This window comes from Mesorhizobium sp. AD1-1, assembly GCF_020164655.1.
Taxonomy (GTDB): domain Bacteria; phylum Pseudomonadota; class Alphaproteobacteria; order Rhizobiales; family Rhizobiaceae; genus Mesorhizobium; species Mesorhizobium ciceri.
Genome location: NZ_JAIUGP010000003.1, coordinates 69,176 through 84,366, shown reverse-complemented (window position 1 = coordinate 84,366; position 15,191 = coordinate 69,176). Strand labels below are relative to the sequence as shown.

The window sequence follows — 15,191 nt, the reverse complement described above, 5'->3', positions numbered from 1 at the left end:
GGCAACGCCACATCTTGTTTTTTATGAGCGATAAGAAGCAACCTGTGCCAGCGAGGACCAATCCTGCGCCGATCAAGCCTCAATCCAACGCTGGCGAGATCGACGCCTTCATTCGCCAGGCGAGGACACTTGCCGCATCGGCGACCGGTTCGGGCAGGCTGATCCTTGCTCTCGACGCGACGATGAGCCGCCAGCCGACATGGGATCTGGCCTGCACGCTGCAGGGCCAGATGTTCGACGCCGTCGGCAAGGCAGGAACCCTCAGCGTGCAACTGGTTTATTTTCGCGGTCTTGGCGAATGCCGTTCGTCCGCTTTCGTGAGCGACACCAATGCCTTGAAGCAGCTGATGACGCGGATCGAGTGCCGCAGCGGTCATACCCAGATCGGCAAGGTGCTGGCGCATGCGTTGAAACAGACGGCAACCGCTAAGGTCAATGCGCTGGTCTATATCGGCGATGCGATGGAAGAGGATATCGACGATCTGGCCGAAAAGGCCGGCAGCCTCGGCCTTCATGGCGTTCCTGTCTTCGTCTTTCAGGAAGGCCATGATTCCAGCGCGGAAAAGGCGTTCAAAGAGGTTGCGCGGCTGTCCAAGGGGGCCTGGTTCCGGTTTGATCGGCGGGCTGCCGCGACCCTGGCCGGACTGCTTTCGGCTGTCGCCGTGTTCGCGACCGGCGGGTTGAAGGCGCTCGAAGCCAGAGGCAGGCCGGAAGACCGGCTGATGATCGAGCATCTGCGGGGCGGCGGAAAATAATGGGCGCAATCATCGCTTTTGTAGCGTTGCTTTTGCTGTTGCTCGGCGCGGTGACGATCTTTCTGCGTGCCGAGCCGGCGAAACTGGCGGGCACGCTGCGAACGCTCGGGCCGGCTCTTCTGGCAGTTGTCGGCGTCGCCGTGCTGGTGGTCGGCCGTGAAGGCGTCGGCGGCATGATCCTCACCGCGGCAATTGCCTGGTATGGTTCCATGCGAATGAAACGCCAGCCGGCGGGGCTTGCGCCGGGCAAACGCTCGACGGTGCGCACAGCGGCATTGGAAATGGAGCTCGATCACGATACCGGCGGCCTCGAAGGACTGGTCCTGGCTGGCCGCCACGAAGGCAAGATGCTTGGCGCGATGGGGCTGATGGAATTGCAGCATCTCTACCGCGAACTCTCCGGTGATCCGGAGAGCCGGCAGTTGCTAGAGACGTATCTTGACGGCAGATTTCCCGTCTGGCGCAAAAACACTGAGACGAACGGTGGCGAAGGGCTGGGTGTTGCGCCAGGTCCGGGCGCCATGACTAAGGAGGAGGCCTACAAGGTCCTTGGTCTTGAAGCGGGGGCCGCCGCGGCGGATGTCCGCAAGGCGCACCGCCGCCTGATGCAGCGCCTGCACCCCGATGTCGGCGGCACGTCTTTCCTGGCGGCGCGGATTAACGAAGCCAAGGACGTCTTGCTCTCCAATCACAACTAGTCTCCTTCGACGCAGAATTTTTCCGGGAGATGATTTCCACGCCGTCCTACTGCTGGACGGCGTAGCACTCGATGTTCTTCTTCTTCAAAGCGGTGCAGGCCTTCCAGGCGGCGGTCTTCGAACCGAAGCCGCCGAAGCGGGCGCGATAGTAGGTGACGCCGTCCTTGTCGAAGGCGACGGTGAAGCCGGAGGCGTCGGCCAGCACCTTGGGCGCCTGCTTGGTGGTCTTGTCGAGGAAGGCCTGTGCCTCGGACTGCTTTGGCGACGAGGCGACCTGAATGGCCCAGCCCGACGGCACCGACGCCGTGTTGACCGGGTCGACGGCCGCTGGCGTTGGCTCGGCATAGGCAGCGACGACCTGGGCCGTCGCGACCTGGGGGGCTGAAACGATGACGGTCTTGACCTTTCTGGTCTTGACGACGGGGGCTGCTTCTTCGGCCTGCGGGGTATCGTCTTCCGCGACCGTGGCGTCCTCGGCGACGGTGGCGTCGTCCTGCGCCACAACAGGCTTGTCATCGGGCGTCGGAGCGTCATGCTTGGGCAGGAGAACCTGGGCGAGGGCGGTGACCGGGTTGTTGCCGCCGGCCTTGGCCACCAGATCGCCACCGCCGCGAGTCGATGCCCTCGGCAGATAGGTGTTGATCAAGCTGGCCATCTGATTGTCGCGGCTGCGGCCGGAACTGCCGCCCATGACCACGCCGACGATGCGGCGATTGCCGTCGGAAACCGACGAGACGAGGTTGAAGCCGGAGGCGCGGGTGTAGCCTGTCTTGATGCCGTCGACACCCTTGATGCGTCCGAGCAGGCGATTGTGACCGTTGATGCGCTGACGCCCGTAGAGAAAGGAGCGCTGCGAGAAATAGCCGTAATACTGCGGAAAATGCTCGCGCAGCGCGATGCCGAGCGTCGCCATGTCGCGCGCGGTGGTGAACTGGCCAGGGTCTGGCAGGCCATTGGCGTTGCGGAACACGGTGCCGTTCATGCCCAGCGCACGCGCCTTGGCGGTCATCATGCGGGCAAAAGTGGTTTCATTGCCGCCGAGCATTTCGCCGAGCGCGGTGGCCGAGTCGTTCGCCGACTTGGTGACGATCGACAGGATCGCGGTCTCGACCGTGACCGAACCGCCCGGCTTCACGCCAAGTTTCGTCGGCGCCTCGGCGGAGGCCTTGGCGGAAAACACCACTGGCGTATTCCTGCTGATCTTGCCCTTCGCCATCGCTTCGAAGGTCAGGTACAGCGTCATCATCTTGGTCAGCGAAGCTGGATAGCGCCTGCCGTTGGCATCTGCGGAGTAAAGCACCTTGCCAGTCTTGGCATCCACGACGATGGCCGCCTGCTTGGCCGCCAGCGACGAGGCAACGTCTCCAAAAACGAATGTCATCGCCAAGGCGATGATCATCATCGTTTTGAGAGGGGAGGTGGATTTGGAAACGATGCCCAACAACGCCTTACGCACTGGTACTTCCCTTGGATTTCTTCGTTGCGTTGGAGGCGGCAAAGGGTCCTGCCTCGCTTCCGGCCAAGCTACCGGCGCAGCGTTACCAATCCGTTTATGGTAACCGCCGCGTTCACCATTTTCTTCGTGCTTGAAGCTCTCTTTATTCGATTTTTAGCCATTGGCTGCGCAGGCGGGTCCGCAAGCCCGCGAAATCTTGACTTTTGTGCGGCGCACAATATATTATCTTGCATTGCACAAGGGCGCCCCGAAGAAGGACGCCTCAACCGTCAAGGGAATCGTGAAATGACCCAGACCTATGAGGACTTCAGCAAATACGGCAAAGAGTTCGCCGACACCGGATTGAAGAGCTTCGCGTCGCTCTCCAAGGGCGCACAGGCGATTGCCACCGAGGCTGGTGAATACACCAAGAAGAGTTTTGAAACCGGCAGCGCCACTGTGGAGAAGCTGTTTTCAGCCAAGTCGCTGGAAAAGGCCATCGAGATCCAGTCGGACTATGCCAAGCAGTCCTATGAGGCTTTCGTCGCCGAGGCCACCAAGATTGGCGATCTCTATGCCGAACTCGCCAAGGAAGCCTACAAGCCATTCGAATCGATCGTTGCCAAGGCGAAGTAATTTCGCCCGGGCGAACTGATTTCGCCTGACGTGACCCAGATTCAGCCTTTTGACCCGAGAAAAAGCCCGGCCGTGGAAACGTGGCCGGGCTTTTTCGTGTCAATTTCCGTTCCAGAGCCTCGCGCCCCTTCACGATTGCGAAAATCGTCCAAGTTTGGTGACCTAGCCATATTGTCAGCTAACCAGAAGGGCTTAAAATCGTACATCGAACACCTACATGTCGAACTCGCATGGGGAATCGAAAGAGGCAGGAATACGTGACGATCGGTTTGACTGCCACGAGACGCGTGGTGCGAATGCAAGACGGCGACGGTAACGGCAATGGGGCCGGCCGTGGGACGGCCGTTATCACGCGCACCAAAACCAAGACCAAGAAGCCCAGCCTTTATCGGGTCCTCATCCTCAACGACGACTACACTCCGATGGAGTTCGTGGTTCACGTGCTGGAGCGTTTTTTCCAGAAGGATCGCGAAGCCGCCACACGCATCATGCTTCATGTTCACAATCATGGAGTGGGCGAGTGCGGGGTCTATACATTCGAGGTGGCCGAGACCAAAGTGTCCCAGGTCATGGATTTCGCCCGACAGAATCAGCATCCGCTGCAATGCGTGATGGAGAAGAAGTGAGGTAACATGCCGGCTTTCTCCCAAGGCCTGGAAAAGGCGCTTCACCAGGCGCTGACGCTCGCCAATGAGCGGCACCATGAATATGCAACCCTAGAACATCTGCTGCTCGCGCTCATCGACGACACCGAGGCGGCCGCCGTCATGCGCGCCTGCAATGTCGATCTCGATGAGCTCAAGCATACGGTTCTCACCTATATCGACACCGAGCTGGACAACCTCGTCACCGGTTACGACGAGGACTCCAAGCCGACGGCCGGTTTCCAGCGCGTCATCCAGCGCGCGGTGATCCATGTGCAGTCTTCTGGCCGCGAGGAGGTTTCGGGCGCCAACGTGCTCGTCGCCATCTTCGCCGAGCGCGAGAGCCATGCCGCCTATTTCCTGCAGGAACAGCAGATGACCCGCTACGATGCGGTCAACTACATCTCGCACGGCATTGCCAAGCGTCCGGGCGCGTCGGAGACACGCTCGCCGCGCGGCGCCGACGACGAGCAGGGCGGCCAGAACGGCGCCGAGCCGCAAGAGGAAGGCGGCAAGAAGAAGCAGCAGCAGGACGCGCTGACGGCTTATTGCGTCAACCTCAACAACAAGGCCAAGGCCGGCAAGATCGATCCGCTGATCGGCCGCGAGTCCGAGATCAACCGCACGATCCAGGTGCTGTGCCGCCGCTCCAAGAACAACCCGCTCTATGTCGGTGACCCCGGCGTCGGCAAGACGGCGATCGCCGAGGGCCTGGCCAAGCGCATCGTCGAGGGCGACGTTCCCGAAGTGCTGCACAATGCCACCATCTTCGCGCTCGACATGGGCACGCTGCTCGCCGGCACGCGCTATCGCGGTGATTTCGAGGAACGGCTGAAGCAGGTCGTCAAGGAGCTCGAGGATTATCCTGGCGCCGTGCTGTTCATCGACGAGATCCACACGGTGATCGGGGCAGGGGCGACTTCAGGCGGCGCCATGGATGCGTCCAACCTGTTGAAGCCGGCGCTGTCGTCGGGTGCGATCCGCTGCATCGGCTCGACCACTTACAAGGAATTCCGCCAGTTCTTCGAGAAGGACCGTGCCTTGGTGCGGCGCTTCCAGAAGATCGACGTCAACGAGCCGACCATCGAGGACGCGATCGAGATCATGAAGGGCCTCAAGCCCTATTATGAGGAGTTCCACAAGGTGAAGTTCACCAACGAGGCGATCAAGGCCTCGGTGGAACTGTCGGCACGCTACATCAACGACCGCAAGCTGCCGGACAAGGCGATCGACGTGATCGACGAGACCGGCGCCTCGCAGATGCTGGTGCCGGAAGCCAAGCGCAAGAAGACTATCGGCATCAAGGAGATCGAGGCGACGATCGCCACCATGGCCCGCATCCCGCCGAAGACGGTTTCGGCCGACGACGAGAAGGTGCTGCAGGGCCTCGATATCGAGCTGAAGCGAGTCGTCTATGGCCAGGACACTGCGATCACCGCACTGACCTCGGCGATCAAGCTGGCGCGTGCCGGCCTGCGCGAACCGGAGAAGCCGATCGGCTCCTACCTGTTCTCCGGCCCGACCGGCGTCGGCAAGACCGAAGTGGCCAAGCAGTTGGCCGCGTCGCTCGGCGTGGAGCTGATCCGCTTCGACATGTCGGAATATATGGAGCGCCACACCGTGTCGCGGCTGATCGGTGCTCCTCCCGGCTATGTCGGCTTCGACCAGGGCGGTCTTCTGACGGACGGCGTCGACCAGCATCCGCATTGCGTGCTGTTGCTGGACGAGGTCGAGAAGGCGCATCCGGACCTGTTCAACATCCTGTTGCAGGTTATGGACCATGGCAAGCTGACCGACCACAACGGCAAGCAGATCGACTTCCGCAATGTGATCCTGATCATGACCACCAATGCGGGTGCGTCGGATGCGCAGCGCGCGGCGATCGGCTTCGGCTCGACCAAGCGCGAAGGCGACGATGTCGAGGCGATCAACCGGCTGTTCACGCCGGAGTTCCGCAACCGTCTCGATGCGATCATCCCGTTCGGCTCGCTGCCGGTGCCGGTCATCCATCAGGTGGTGCAGAAGTTCGTCATGCAGCTCGAGGCCCAGCTTTCCGAGCGTGGCGTCACCTTCGACCTGTCGGCGGACGCGATCGCCTGGCTCGCCGACAAGGGCTATGATGAGCGCATGGGCGCGCGGCCGCTCGGTCGTGTGATCCAGGAGCACATCAAGAAGCCATTGGCCGACGAGGTGCTGTTCGGCAAGCTCAAGAAGGGCGGCACGGTGCGCGTCACCGTCGAGAAGAAGGAAACCGGCGAGACCGGCCTGAAGCTCGAATCGCTGGCCGACGAGGCGCCGGTGAAGCCGAAGAAGGAAGAGCCGGAAGAAACGCCGAAGTCCAGAAAGGCCGTGGTGAAAAAGCCGGCGGCCAAGAAGCTGGTGGCGCAGAAGCCCGAAGCCAAGGGCAAGGACGGCGGCAAGCGCAGCCTGGTGCCACAACTGCCCCGAAAGAACTGAGCTTACGAAAGTCAAAAAAGCCCCGGAGACGGGGCTTTTTTATTGGAGCGAGGGTAGGCATAATCGGCCAGATCATCATCCTGAACGGTGCGCCGCGATCGGAAAACAAGCATCGCCAAGGCTGTTCAGGAGTGCTTCGATAGCGTCTGGATCAATCTCGGTGTCGACGTTTGCGAGCAGGCCATGCCGCCGCGCTATCGATCCGGGATGGGATTGCGGCCCGATGGCGCGCCTGTGGCAGGAAGAGGTGCACCGGCCCGGCGTGTACGATCTGGAAGTCGACACGTCGCTCCTGAGCCCTGGGCAATGCGCGGACACGCTCGCAGAGCAGCTTCGGCAAGGACCGTATCGAACAGCGTTTCGGAAATGTCCAACCCATCCAGCGCCGCCCTTGAGGCGTTTTGACCGGCATGCCGCCGCAGGCGAGTTCGTCCAGATCGGCGAATTTACATCCCGCAAAGGGCCGGCGATTGCATGGTGGAGCTCTCAGCGGCCGCGCTGTCCGACTCGAAACGGGTCAGCAAATATCCGCACGCCTTCCAGATCGCGACCATCAGGGATGCGCCCGCATAGCCATCCACGGCATAGTGCCAGCCAAGCACGACGGATCCGACCATAATGACGCCCGCGAATAACCACATCACAACACCGGCCAGCCGAGACCGCCGCGTTGCATAGAGAGCGAACAGCACCGCCATCGCAACGTGCAGGGATGGGAAGGCGGATATACCGACGCTGCCGGTAGTTGCGCCGGTGTAGCCACCCCACAGCATATCCTGCGTGTTGAGCGCCCAGATTGGATAGATGCGATCGGCGGTGGCGAGTGCTTGCATGAGGGCGTGAAAGTCGTTGCCGAACCCCAATCGCTCGTAAAAGCAAGGGCCAGCCGACGACAGGCCCATCGCGAGGAAGAAGCCACCCAGCGTCCACACCGTCATGAAGCTCATCAGGAACTGGTGACGCAGCTTCGTATCCTTGCGTGCGATGCACACGGTGAAAACCGCGGTAATGAGCACGACGAATCAGAAATTGTAAGCGATGTTGATGATCTTCAATGCAAGCGGCGACTGGACGATAAACCACAACCATTCGTGCGGGGCTCGACCGAAATGCAGGATGCGGTCGGCCTGAGCCAATGCCTTGTCCCATGCAAACGGAGAGAGGATTGCAATGGCTCCCTTCAACACACCGATCGCGGATATGAAGGCAAGACCCGCACCCAGGCCATTCAGGCTGTTGGCAATGCGTTCGGCGTCGCCAAAGAATCTACCCAGTGACTTGAGGAAGGTGTGCAGCGGTTCGGTATCCCGCTGGACCAGCGCAAGATGGAGAAGCGTCCCAAGTGCAAAGGCTGAGCCGCAAATCCAGAAGGCGATGAAAAGATACTCAGCGTATTCCTCCAGAACGCCGAAATCCGGCATGTTTCCAGTGTGCCACCCGACTGCGCTTGCCAGAAGCAGCGCAGCGGCACCCATAGCGTGCAGCAGCCGGTGTCGCCAAAAGGCATCCGCCAAGATGCCAAGAAAAGCACGCTCGACAATTGCCCCCGCCAGTGGGGCCGATGCCGCAACCGAATGTTCCATGGTTTTGAAGCCCCACAGCTCGCCACGCGTTAGCATTTTACCGTGAGATGGTTCGATATTTCCTAATCAGACGATTAGAGTTGCAAACGGTTGAGTCGGCACTGGGCACGGCCGGGCATTAGAATCGGCTTCTGGACTGAACGGCGCTTGTCAGTCCGATATTCTCGACCCGGTCCACCACATCATTGGCGGACCTCCCGCTCTCAATTTTTGAGTGCAGTCCGTATCTTTTCGGCGTTACCGACCAGAATCTCCGGCTTCTCCATCTCGCCCGTGTGCGGCTTCAGCGGGATGCCGTCGAAGCGCGGAATGACATGCACATGCAGATGATAGACGGTCTGCCCTGAGGCCGGCTCATTGAACTGCATGACGGTGACGCCATCGGCGCCGAAGGCCTTTTTCACCGCCAGCGCCACTTTCTGAACGGCGCTCAAGAGATGGCCGAAAATTGACGGATCGGCATCGAGAAGGTTGCGCGACGGCGCTTTCGGCACCACCAGCGTATGGCCGGGCCCCTGCGGCATCACATCCATGAAGGCGATGACCGCGTCATCCTCGTAGACACGGTGCGAGGGAATTTCGCCGCGCAGGATCTTGGCGAAAATGTTGTCGGTATCGTAGGCGGCCTCGGTCATGGCGAACGCTCCGGATTGTGCCTTCGTGTAGCGAAGGCGTCGAAATTCGGCAAGATAATCGTCGCCCCCCAGCCGGCCAGCCGGGGCTACTCCTCGAGATCCTTGCGGAACGGGGTATGCTCTTCCAGATATTCGCTCATCCGCTCCACCTCCTGCCGTTCGCGCCGAAGATAGTCGGCGACGGCGTTGCGCAGGCCTGGGTGCGCAATGTAGTGCGCGGAATGCATGGTCACCGGCCGGTAGCCGCGCGCCAGCTTGTGCTCGCCCTGCGCTCCCGCCTCGACCACCTTGAGCTTGCGCTCGATGGCGAAGTCGATCGCCTGGTGATAGCAGACCTCGAAATGCAGGAAGGGATGGTCCTCGATGCAGCCCCAGTTGCGGCCATAAAGTGCATCCGAACCGATGAAATTGATCGCGCCGGCGATATAGCGCCCGTTGCGCCTGGCCATCACCAGCAGGATGTCGTCGGCCATGCGCTCGCCGATCATCGAGAAGAATTGACGATTGAGATAGGGCCGGCCCCATTTGCGACTGCCGGTGTCCATGTAGAAGGCGAAGAAATCGTCCCAGGCTTTCTCCGTGAGGTCCTTGCCGGTCAGCCGGTCGATTGAAATGCCTGGGGCAAGCGCTTCGCGCCTTTCCTTTTTCATCGCCTTTCGCTTGCGCGAGGCAAGGGTGGCGAGGAAGTCGTCATAGGTTGAAAAGCCTTCGTTGAAGAAATGGAATTGCTGGTCCGTGCGGTGCAGGAAACCGGCTGCTTCCAGCACCTCCACATCGCTCTCTTGCGCGAAGGTGACATGTGCGGAAGAGACACCGAGCTTTTGCGTCACCGCCTTTAGGCCCGCCGCGAGACCGGCCTTCACCTTGGCACTGTCCTCGCCCCTGGTGACCAGCAGGCGAGGGCCGGTGACCGGGGAGAACGGCACGGCACTTTGCAGTTTGGGATAGTAACGGCCACCGGCGCGTTCGAACGCATCCGACCAGCCATGGTCGAACACATATTCGCCCTGGCTGTGCGATTTGAGATAACAGGGCACCGCGCCCAGCAATCTGCCTTGCCCATCCTCCAGCCGGAGGTGGTGGCCCTGCCAGCCGGTACGCCGCACGGCGCATCCAGAATCTTCAAGCGCGCCTAGAAAAGCGAATGAAACCAAAGGATTGTAGCTGGTTTCTAAATCGCCGCGCGCAGTTCCCGCAAAGCCATTCCATTCATCACAGGTGAAGGCGCCGATGCCGGCGGCGACGCGGATCGAATAGTCCGCATTGGCCGTTTGTCCGTCACCCTCGTCGCCCTGATCCATGAGGCTTATTTAACCTCCGTCCGGCCTGGTGCAAGTCACGTTTCAGACACTCAGGCGACTTTGACCAGATCGGGTTCGAACCCTTCGAACGTCATCTGATCGGCATATCTGAAGGTCAGGTCGACCGCCGGCTGGTCATGCACCGTCCAGGTGATAACAGGCATTTTCAGCCTTTCACGCACGAAGCTGACAAATGGGTTTGGCAGGTCGCCGGCGGCGTAGGAGGTGAAGGCGATCTCATGCGCCAGCATGGCGAAATGCGCCTCGATCAACCCGACGTCCTTGCCGTAGGCGGTGAGACCCCCTGGGATACCCGGCGCGTCCTTCGGAAAATCGCGGACCAGCCAATGGTCGAACGACATGATCGCCGCCTTGCCCTTGTAGCGCTTGAGCATCTTGCCGACGCTTGCCACCAGGCCTTCGTCATAGCCGGGCGTGCCTTTCAGCTCGACGACCAGTGGCACGCGGCCATCGACCAGGTCGAGCGCTTCCTGCAGCGTCGGCACATGGTCCGCCGTGCCACCGACCCTGAGCGCCGCGAGTTCAGCTGCGGTACGCTGCCAGACGAAACCATCCTGGCCGGTCAGGCGCTTGAGATCGCCGTCATGGATGATGACGGGAACGCGGTCGGACGACAGGTGCACGTCGCATTCGATGGCGTAGCCGCGTTCGGCGGCTGCGGCGAAGGCCGACAGCGTGTTTTCCCAGCGCGTCTTGTTCATGTCGTGGAAGCCGCGGTGGGCAACGGGCCGGGCGGTCAGCCAGGATAGGTCGGTCATATCTGTACCCTGGCTCATGCGACTTCGAAGATGGCTTCGATTTCCACTGCGGCATTAAGCGGCAGGCAGGCCGTGCCGACGGCGGAGCGTGCATGCTTGCCGCGCTCGCCAAGGGCGGCGACCAGGAAATCGGAGGCGCCGTTGGCAACCAGATGCTGCTCGACGAACTCGGGTGACGAGGCGACGAAAACGGTGATCTTCACCAGACGGCTGATCTTCTCGAGGTCGCCGAGTGCTGCCTTGGCCTGCGCCAGGATGTTGATCGCGCAGTATTTTGCCGCGTCCTTGCCGCCTGCCGTGTCGACGTCGCGGCCGAGCAGCCCGCTCGCCTGCAGCTTGCCGTCCTTGAGCGGCAATTGCCCGGCAGTGAACAGCAAATTGCCGGTCCTGCAATAGGGCACGTAGTTGGCGGCGGGCGCGGCGGCGACGGGAAGCGTCACGCCCAGATCGCTTAGCCGCTTTTCGATTGTTTCACTCATGGTATTTCCCTATTGCTTGGTGACGCCGCGCCGGCCGGGCCGAAATTGCTATTTTTGCCTCGCTTCCGCCACGACTTTTTTTAAGCTGGACCATCTTTCCCTGCGGCCTGCCATCAGTCGCGACGATCGGAGTACCTCATGCGCGCAACGCGCCTCGCATTCCATGCCGTCCTGTTGTCGGGGATATTCTCGATAGGTCCTGTCTTCGCGGCGCCGGCGCTGCAAGCCCACCGCGCCGTTTACGATCTTACCCTGAAAAAGGCTTCCGATCAGTCCGGCATCACGGGCATATCCGGCCGCATGGTCTATGAGTTCAATGGCTCGGCCTGTGAAGGCTATACGGTGAAATTCCGTTTCGTCACCCAGATCGTCACCGCCGACAACACTAGGTTGACCGACCAGCAGACGACCACTTTCGAGGATGCCGAGGGCAAGACCTTTTCGTTCGTGACAAAGTCCTTCGTCGACCAGAATCTCGACAAGGAGGTCAAGGGCATCGCCACGAAAGAAACCAAGGGCCTGAAGGTCGACATCGACAAGCCTGAAAAGAACAGCGTCGAGCTCGCGACAACCCAATTCCCGACCCAGCATTTGGTCGAATTGATCGGCAAGGCCGAAAAAGGCGAGAATTTTTACGAAACCAACCTGTTCGACGGTTCCGAAGACGCCAACAAGGTGATGACCACCACCGTCGTTGTCGGCAAGAAAACCGATGCCGACAAGGCCGACCCGGAAGCTTCGGCACTGGCAAAGCTCGCCACCGACAAATACTGGCCGGTCGACATCGCCTATTTCGACGACACCAACAAGACCGGCGAAGAGGTTCCGGAATACCGTATCAGCTTCAAGCTGCATGAGAACGGCATCACCCGCGATCTCGTCATGGACTATGGCGACTTCTCGATGACCGGCAAGCTGGTCAACCTGTCGCTGTTCGACCAGACAAAACCTTGTCCCGCCAAATAGTGCCCGTTTGCCACGGCACGGCGTGGTCGTAACGAACGACTTGAACGTGCCGCAATCGTCTCCCAACCTGCTTCCCAGCGTCCAGGCGCGAGGGGGATCAGCTTGAGCAGGATCGATACGTTCGTCGCGCCGCGGCCCAACCCGGCACTGATCAGGGCCATGACATCCGTCAACCGGATCGTCATGCTGCGCGGCATTCCCGGGTTTCGGGATCTGTTGCCGTTCAATCGCCTGGCCGGTCTGCGCGGCGTCTCAAATGTCCGCCATATCGACTTTCCCGACGCCGATCTTGAGCGGCTGAAGGCCAGTTGCGGGGCAGGGAAGGCGACCTTCATCACGCCCAATCATCCCGAGTTCTTCACCGACTGGATGATCGACAAGGAAATCGTGTCGCAGGTCAGCCCGCTCACGGCCTCATGGGCGACCAATGGTGTCGTCAACGGCCTTGGCCGGCTGATGCAGAAGTTCTGGCTTGCCAACAATCTGATCGCCCAGATACCCGGCAACAGCGGGGCAGCGAAGGAACACTCGATCGCCTGGGCCCTGAAAGGCCATGGCGTGCTGCTGCATCCCGAAGGCGGCGTCGGCTGGCATGCCAATGTCGTTGCGCCTTTGCTGCCGGGTGCCGTCGAGATGGGACTGGAAGCCCTCAAGCGCGGTCGGGCCACGGATCCCAATTTCAAGGTCTGGATCGCGCCCGTCGTCTGGAAGCTTGCCTTCACCGGCAACGTCGAAGCGGCACTGGCGAAGGAATGCGCCTATGTCGAGAAAAACCTCAAAATAGAACGCCAGGCGACCGACACGCTGCCGCAGCGCATTCACCATGTCTATTCGACACTGCTGGCCCGCGATGAAGCTGCCAGCGGCATGCCGTTCGACCAAAGCGCTTCCTATGCCCAGCGTCAGAGGGTTTTGGTCACCGAGCTCAGCCGCCAGCTCGGCAAAAGCATCTCAGCCGACATTGATGTCGCCGACATCACCGAGCTTCTGCGGCGGGCGCGTCGCTGGCAGCGCGAAAACACTGGCGATGCCGAACGGCAAAGGCAGGTCCGCGCGCTCGTCGATAGGGTTCAGAGGCTGCAACGCGTCGGACCCTGGGCCTGCGCCAATCCGCGCATTAGCCAGGAGGAGATCGCCGAACATCTGAAGCGGATCCGCAACGACTATTGTCGGGGCGGGCTGCGCGACACGATGAACCGGTTCGTTCCGCAGCCGGCCGGGCCGCGTTGCGCCCACATCCGGGTGCCGGAGGCACTGGGCTTGCATGAGCATACGGGCTCGATCGACGATGCGGTTGCCGATCTGCACCGTCGCATGCAGGATACAGTCACCAACATCGTCGCCGAGCTTGCAGCCAATGGCGGCTTCATTTTCTATCCGAATCCATTCTATCGTCACTGACATCAGCCGGGCCATGTGGCCGACTGTCGTGACGGATGGAAGGCAGACAGCAAGCTTTATGGCAGCCTATGTCGACGCAGCGATCTGGAACTGGGCCGGCCATCGCTGGTGCCATCTGTTGGCCGACGACACCGACGAGTTGCATCGCTTTGCCGCGCATCTTGGCGTCAAGCGCTCATCTTACCAGGGGCCGCCCAAGACATCGGCGCCGCATTATGACATAACCGGCTTCGAGCGTGACCGAGCGGTGCGGCTCGGCGCCATCGAATGCAGCCGCGAGGAGATCGTCGCGGTCTTCCGGCGGGTGCGGGTGCCGAACGGCAAGATAAGGCGCTGACGGCAGCGCGCGGATCGTCGCACGCCGCACACAGGTCCCACGGCGCTTGCGTTTATCGCGCATCCCCTCTATATGCGCGCTCATTCCACACACGGACTTTGGTGTCTGCCCGGGAGAAATCCGGCTGAAACCTCCGGTGGCGTTCGAGGACAAAGTCCAAAAATGCCTGTGTCCGTGGAGGCTAACCGGAAAGGAACTTTGAATGGCACTGCCTGATTTCAGCATGCGCCAGCTTTTGGAAGCTGGCATTCACTTCGGCCACCAGACCCATCGCTGGAACCCGAAAATGGCGCCCTACATCTATGGCGCCCGCAACAACATCCACATCATCGACCTCTCGCAGACGGTGCCTTTGCTGCACCAGGCGCTGAAGCAGGTTTCCGAGACCGTCGCCAAGGGCGGCCGCGTGCTGTTCGTCGGCACCAAGCGCCAGGCGTCCGACATCGTCGCCGATGCGGCACAGCGTTCGGCTCAGTACTACGTCAACTCGCGTTGGCTCGGCGGCATGCTGACCAACTGGAAGACGATCTCGAATTCGATCCAGCGCCTGCGCAAGCTCGACGAGATGCTGGCCGGCGAGGCGCAAGGGTTGACCAAGAAGGAACGCCTGAACCTCGACCGCGAGCGCGAGAAGCTCGACAAGGCGCTGGGCGGCATCAAGGACATGGGCTCGACGCCCGACCTGATGTTCGTGATCGACACCAACAAGGAAGCGATCGCCATTCTCGAGGCCAAGCGCCTCGGCATCCCGGTCGTCGCCATCATCGATTCGAACTGCGATCCGGACAAGATCGACTTCCCGATCCCCGGCAATGACGACGCGGCCCGCGCCATCCAGCTCTATTGCGATCTGATCGCCAAGGCTGCGATCGACGGCATCGCCCGTCAGCAGGGCGCGCTCGGCGTCGACATCGGCGCTTCGATCGAAGCTCCCGTCGAACCCGCGCTCGACCCGGCTCCGGCCCCGGCTGCAGACGCTCCGGAAGCTTGATAATCGAAGGCCGGTTGCGGCCTTCATCTTTCTCATATTCTGGCACGCTAAACAGACGCACCATCGAATACCGATGGTGCGTCGGTGCATTTAA

16 protein-coding genes and 1 pseudogene are annotated in these 15,191 nt (G+C 61.0%); 10 read left to right on the top strand and 7 right to left on the bottom strand.

The features are described from left to right. Nucleotides 1-23 precede the first annotated feature (23 nt). Both LB519_RS07050 and LB519_RS07045 read left to right on the top strand, forming a co-directional pair. Nucleotides 24-755 carry a hypothetical protein gene (locus LB519_RS07050; RefSeq protein ID WP_027161546.1) on the top strand — a complete coding sequence of 244 codons (732 nt, stop codon included), beginning with the start codon at nt 24-26 and terminating at the stop codon, nt 753-755. After that, nucleotides 755-1,453, top strand: a complete 699-nt coding sequence (locus tag LB519_RS07045) for a DnaJ domain-containing protein (protein ID WP_224619234.1) — start codon at nt 755-757, stop codon at nt 1,451-1,453. Before LB519_RS07050 ends, LB519_RS07045 begins: the two co-directional genes overlap by 1 nt. A 46-nt stretch (nt 1,454-1,499) precedes the next feature. Here LB519_RS07045 and LB519_RS07040 read toward each other — a convergent pair whose 3' ends face one another. Further along, complete coding sequence (locus LB519_RS07040) at nt 1,500-2,909, bottom strand: D-alanyl-D-alanine carboxypeptidase (protein WP_013531777.1); 1,410 nt, start codon at nt 2,907-2,909, stop codon at nt 1,500-1,502. A gap of 285 nt (nt 2,910-3,194) precedes the next feature. On the opposite strand from LB519_RS07040, the gene LB519_RS07035 reads away from it, so the two are divergent. The 4 genes and pseudogenes from LB519_RS07035 to LB519_RS07020 form a co-directional block, all read left to right on the top strand. Next, entirely contained in the window at nt 3,195-3,524 is a 330-nt protein-coding gene (locus tag LB519_RS07035; RefSeq protein WP_013531776.1) for a phasin family protein, read from the top strand. A 296-nt stretch (nt 3,525-3,820) separates the two neighbouring features. Next, nucleotides 3,821-4,150 carry an ATP-dependent Clp protease adapter ClpS gene (clpS, locus tag LB519_RS07030; RefSeq protein ID WP_023812950.1) on the top strand — a complete coding sequence of 110 codons (330 nt, stop codon included), beginning with the start codon at nt 3,821-3,823 and terminating at the stop codon, nt 4,148-4,150. A 6-nt stretch (nt 4,151-4,156) separates the two neighbouring features. Beyond that, complete coding sequence (clpA, locus tag LB519_RS07025) at nt 4,157-6,625, top strand: ATP-dependent Clp protease ATP-binding subunit ClpA (RefSeq protein WP_013531774.1); 2,469 nt, start codon at nt 4,157-4,159, stop codon at nt 6,623-6,625. A 59-nt stretch (nt 6,626-6,684) separates the two neighbouring features. Continuing rightward, a pseudogene (locus LB519_RS07020) lies at nt 6,685-6,992 on the top strand (phosphotransferase-like protein); the annotation flags it as partial. A 79-nt stretch (nt 6,993-7,071) separates the two neighbouring features. Here LB519_RS07020 and LB519_RS07015 read toward each other — a convergent pair. From LB519_RS07015 to LB519_RS06990, 6 genes are all read right to left on the bottom strand, one after another. After that, nucleotides 7,072-7,641: a phosphatase PAP2 family protein gene (locus LB519_RS07015; protein WP_224619233.1), complete on the bottom strand. Its 570-nt coding sequence runs from the start codon at nt 7,639-7,641 to the stop codon at nt 7,072-7,074. A gap of 6 nt (nt 7,642-7,647) precedes the next feature. After that, a complete protein-coding gene (locus tag LB519_RS07010) occupies nt 7,648-8,208 on the bottom strand; it encodes a hypothetical protein (RefSeq protein ID WP_224619231.1) in 561 nt (186 codons plus the stop codon). A 203-nt stretch (nt 8,209-8,411) separates the two neighbouring features. Beyond that, nucleotides 8,412-8,843 (bottom strand): HIT family protein, encoded by a 432-nt coding sequence (locus LB519_RS07005; RefSeq protein ID WP_013531772.1) that lies wholly within the window; start codon nt 8,841-8,843, stop codon nt 8,412-8,414. 86 nt (nt 8,844-8,929) lie between these two features. After that, a complete protein-coding gene (locus LB519_RS07000) occupies nt 8,930-10,144 on the bottom strand; it encodes a GNAT family N-acetyltransferase (protein WP_224619229.1) in 1,215 nt (404 codons plus the stop codon). A 50-nt stretch (nt 10,145-10,194) separates the two neighbouring features. Next, nucleotides 10,195-10,923 carry a glycerophosphodiester phosphodiesterase gene (locus LB519_RS06995; RefSeq protein ID WP_024503355.1) on the bottom strand — a complete coding sequence of 243 codons (729 nt, stop codon included), beginning with the start codon at nt 10,921-10,923 and terminating at the stop codon, nt 10,195-10,197. A 14-nt stretch (nt 10,924-10,937) separates the two neighbouring features. After that, nucleotides 10,938-11,402 (bottom strand): RidA family protein, encoded by a 465-nt coding sequence (locus LB519_RS06990; protein ID WP_024503354.1) that lies wholly within the window; start codon nt 11,400-11,402, stop codon nt 10,938-10,940. A gap of 138 nt (nt 11,403-11,540) precedes the next feature. Between LB519_RS06990 and LB519_RS06985 the strand changes: the two genes are divergently transcribed. From LB519_RS06985 to rpsB, 4 genes are all read left to right on the top strand, one after another. Further along, the gene (locus LB519_RS06985; RefSeq protein ID WP_013531768.1) at nt 11,541-12,368 is read left to right on the top strand and encodes a cell envelope integrity EipB family protein; all 828 of its coding nucleotides are present in this window, start codon (nt 11,541-11,543) and stop codon (nt 12,366-12,368) included. Nucleotides 12,369-12,470: 102 nt separating this feature from the next. Next, on the top strand, nt 12,471-13,769 hold the full coding sequence (locus tag LB519_RS06980; protein ID WP_224619227.1) for a hypothetical protein: 1,299 nt from the start codon (nt 12,471-12,473) through the stop codon (nt 13,767-13,769). 58 nt (nt 13,770-13,827) lie between these two features. Beyond that, a complete protein-coding gene (locus LB519_RS06975) occupies nt 13,828-14,106 on the top strand; it encodes a DUF4031 domain-containing protein (RefSeq protein ID WP_224619225.1) in 279 nt (92 codons plus the stop codon). A gap of 202 nt (nt 14,107-14,308) precedes the next feature. Continuing rightward, a complete protein-coding gene (gene rpsB, locus LB519_RS06970) occupies nt 14,309-15,097 on the top strand; it encodes a 30S ribosomal protein S2 (protein WP_224619223.1) in 789 nt (262 codons plus the stop codon). Nucleotides 15,098-15,191: the final 94 nt, after the last annotated feature.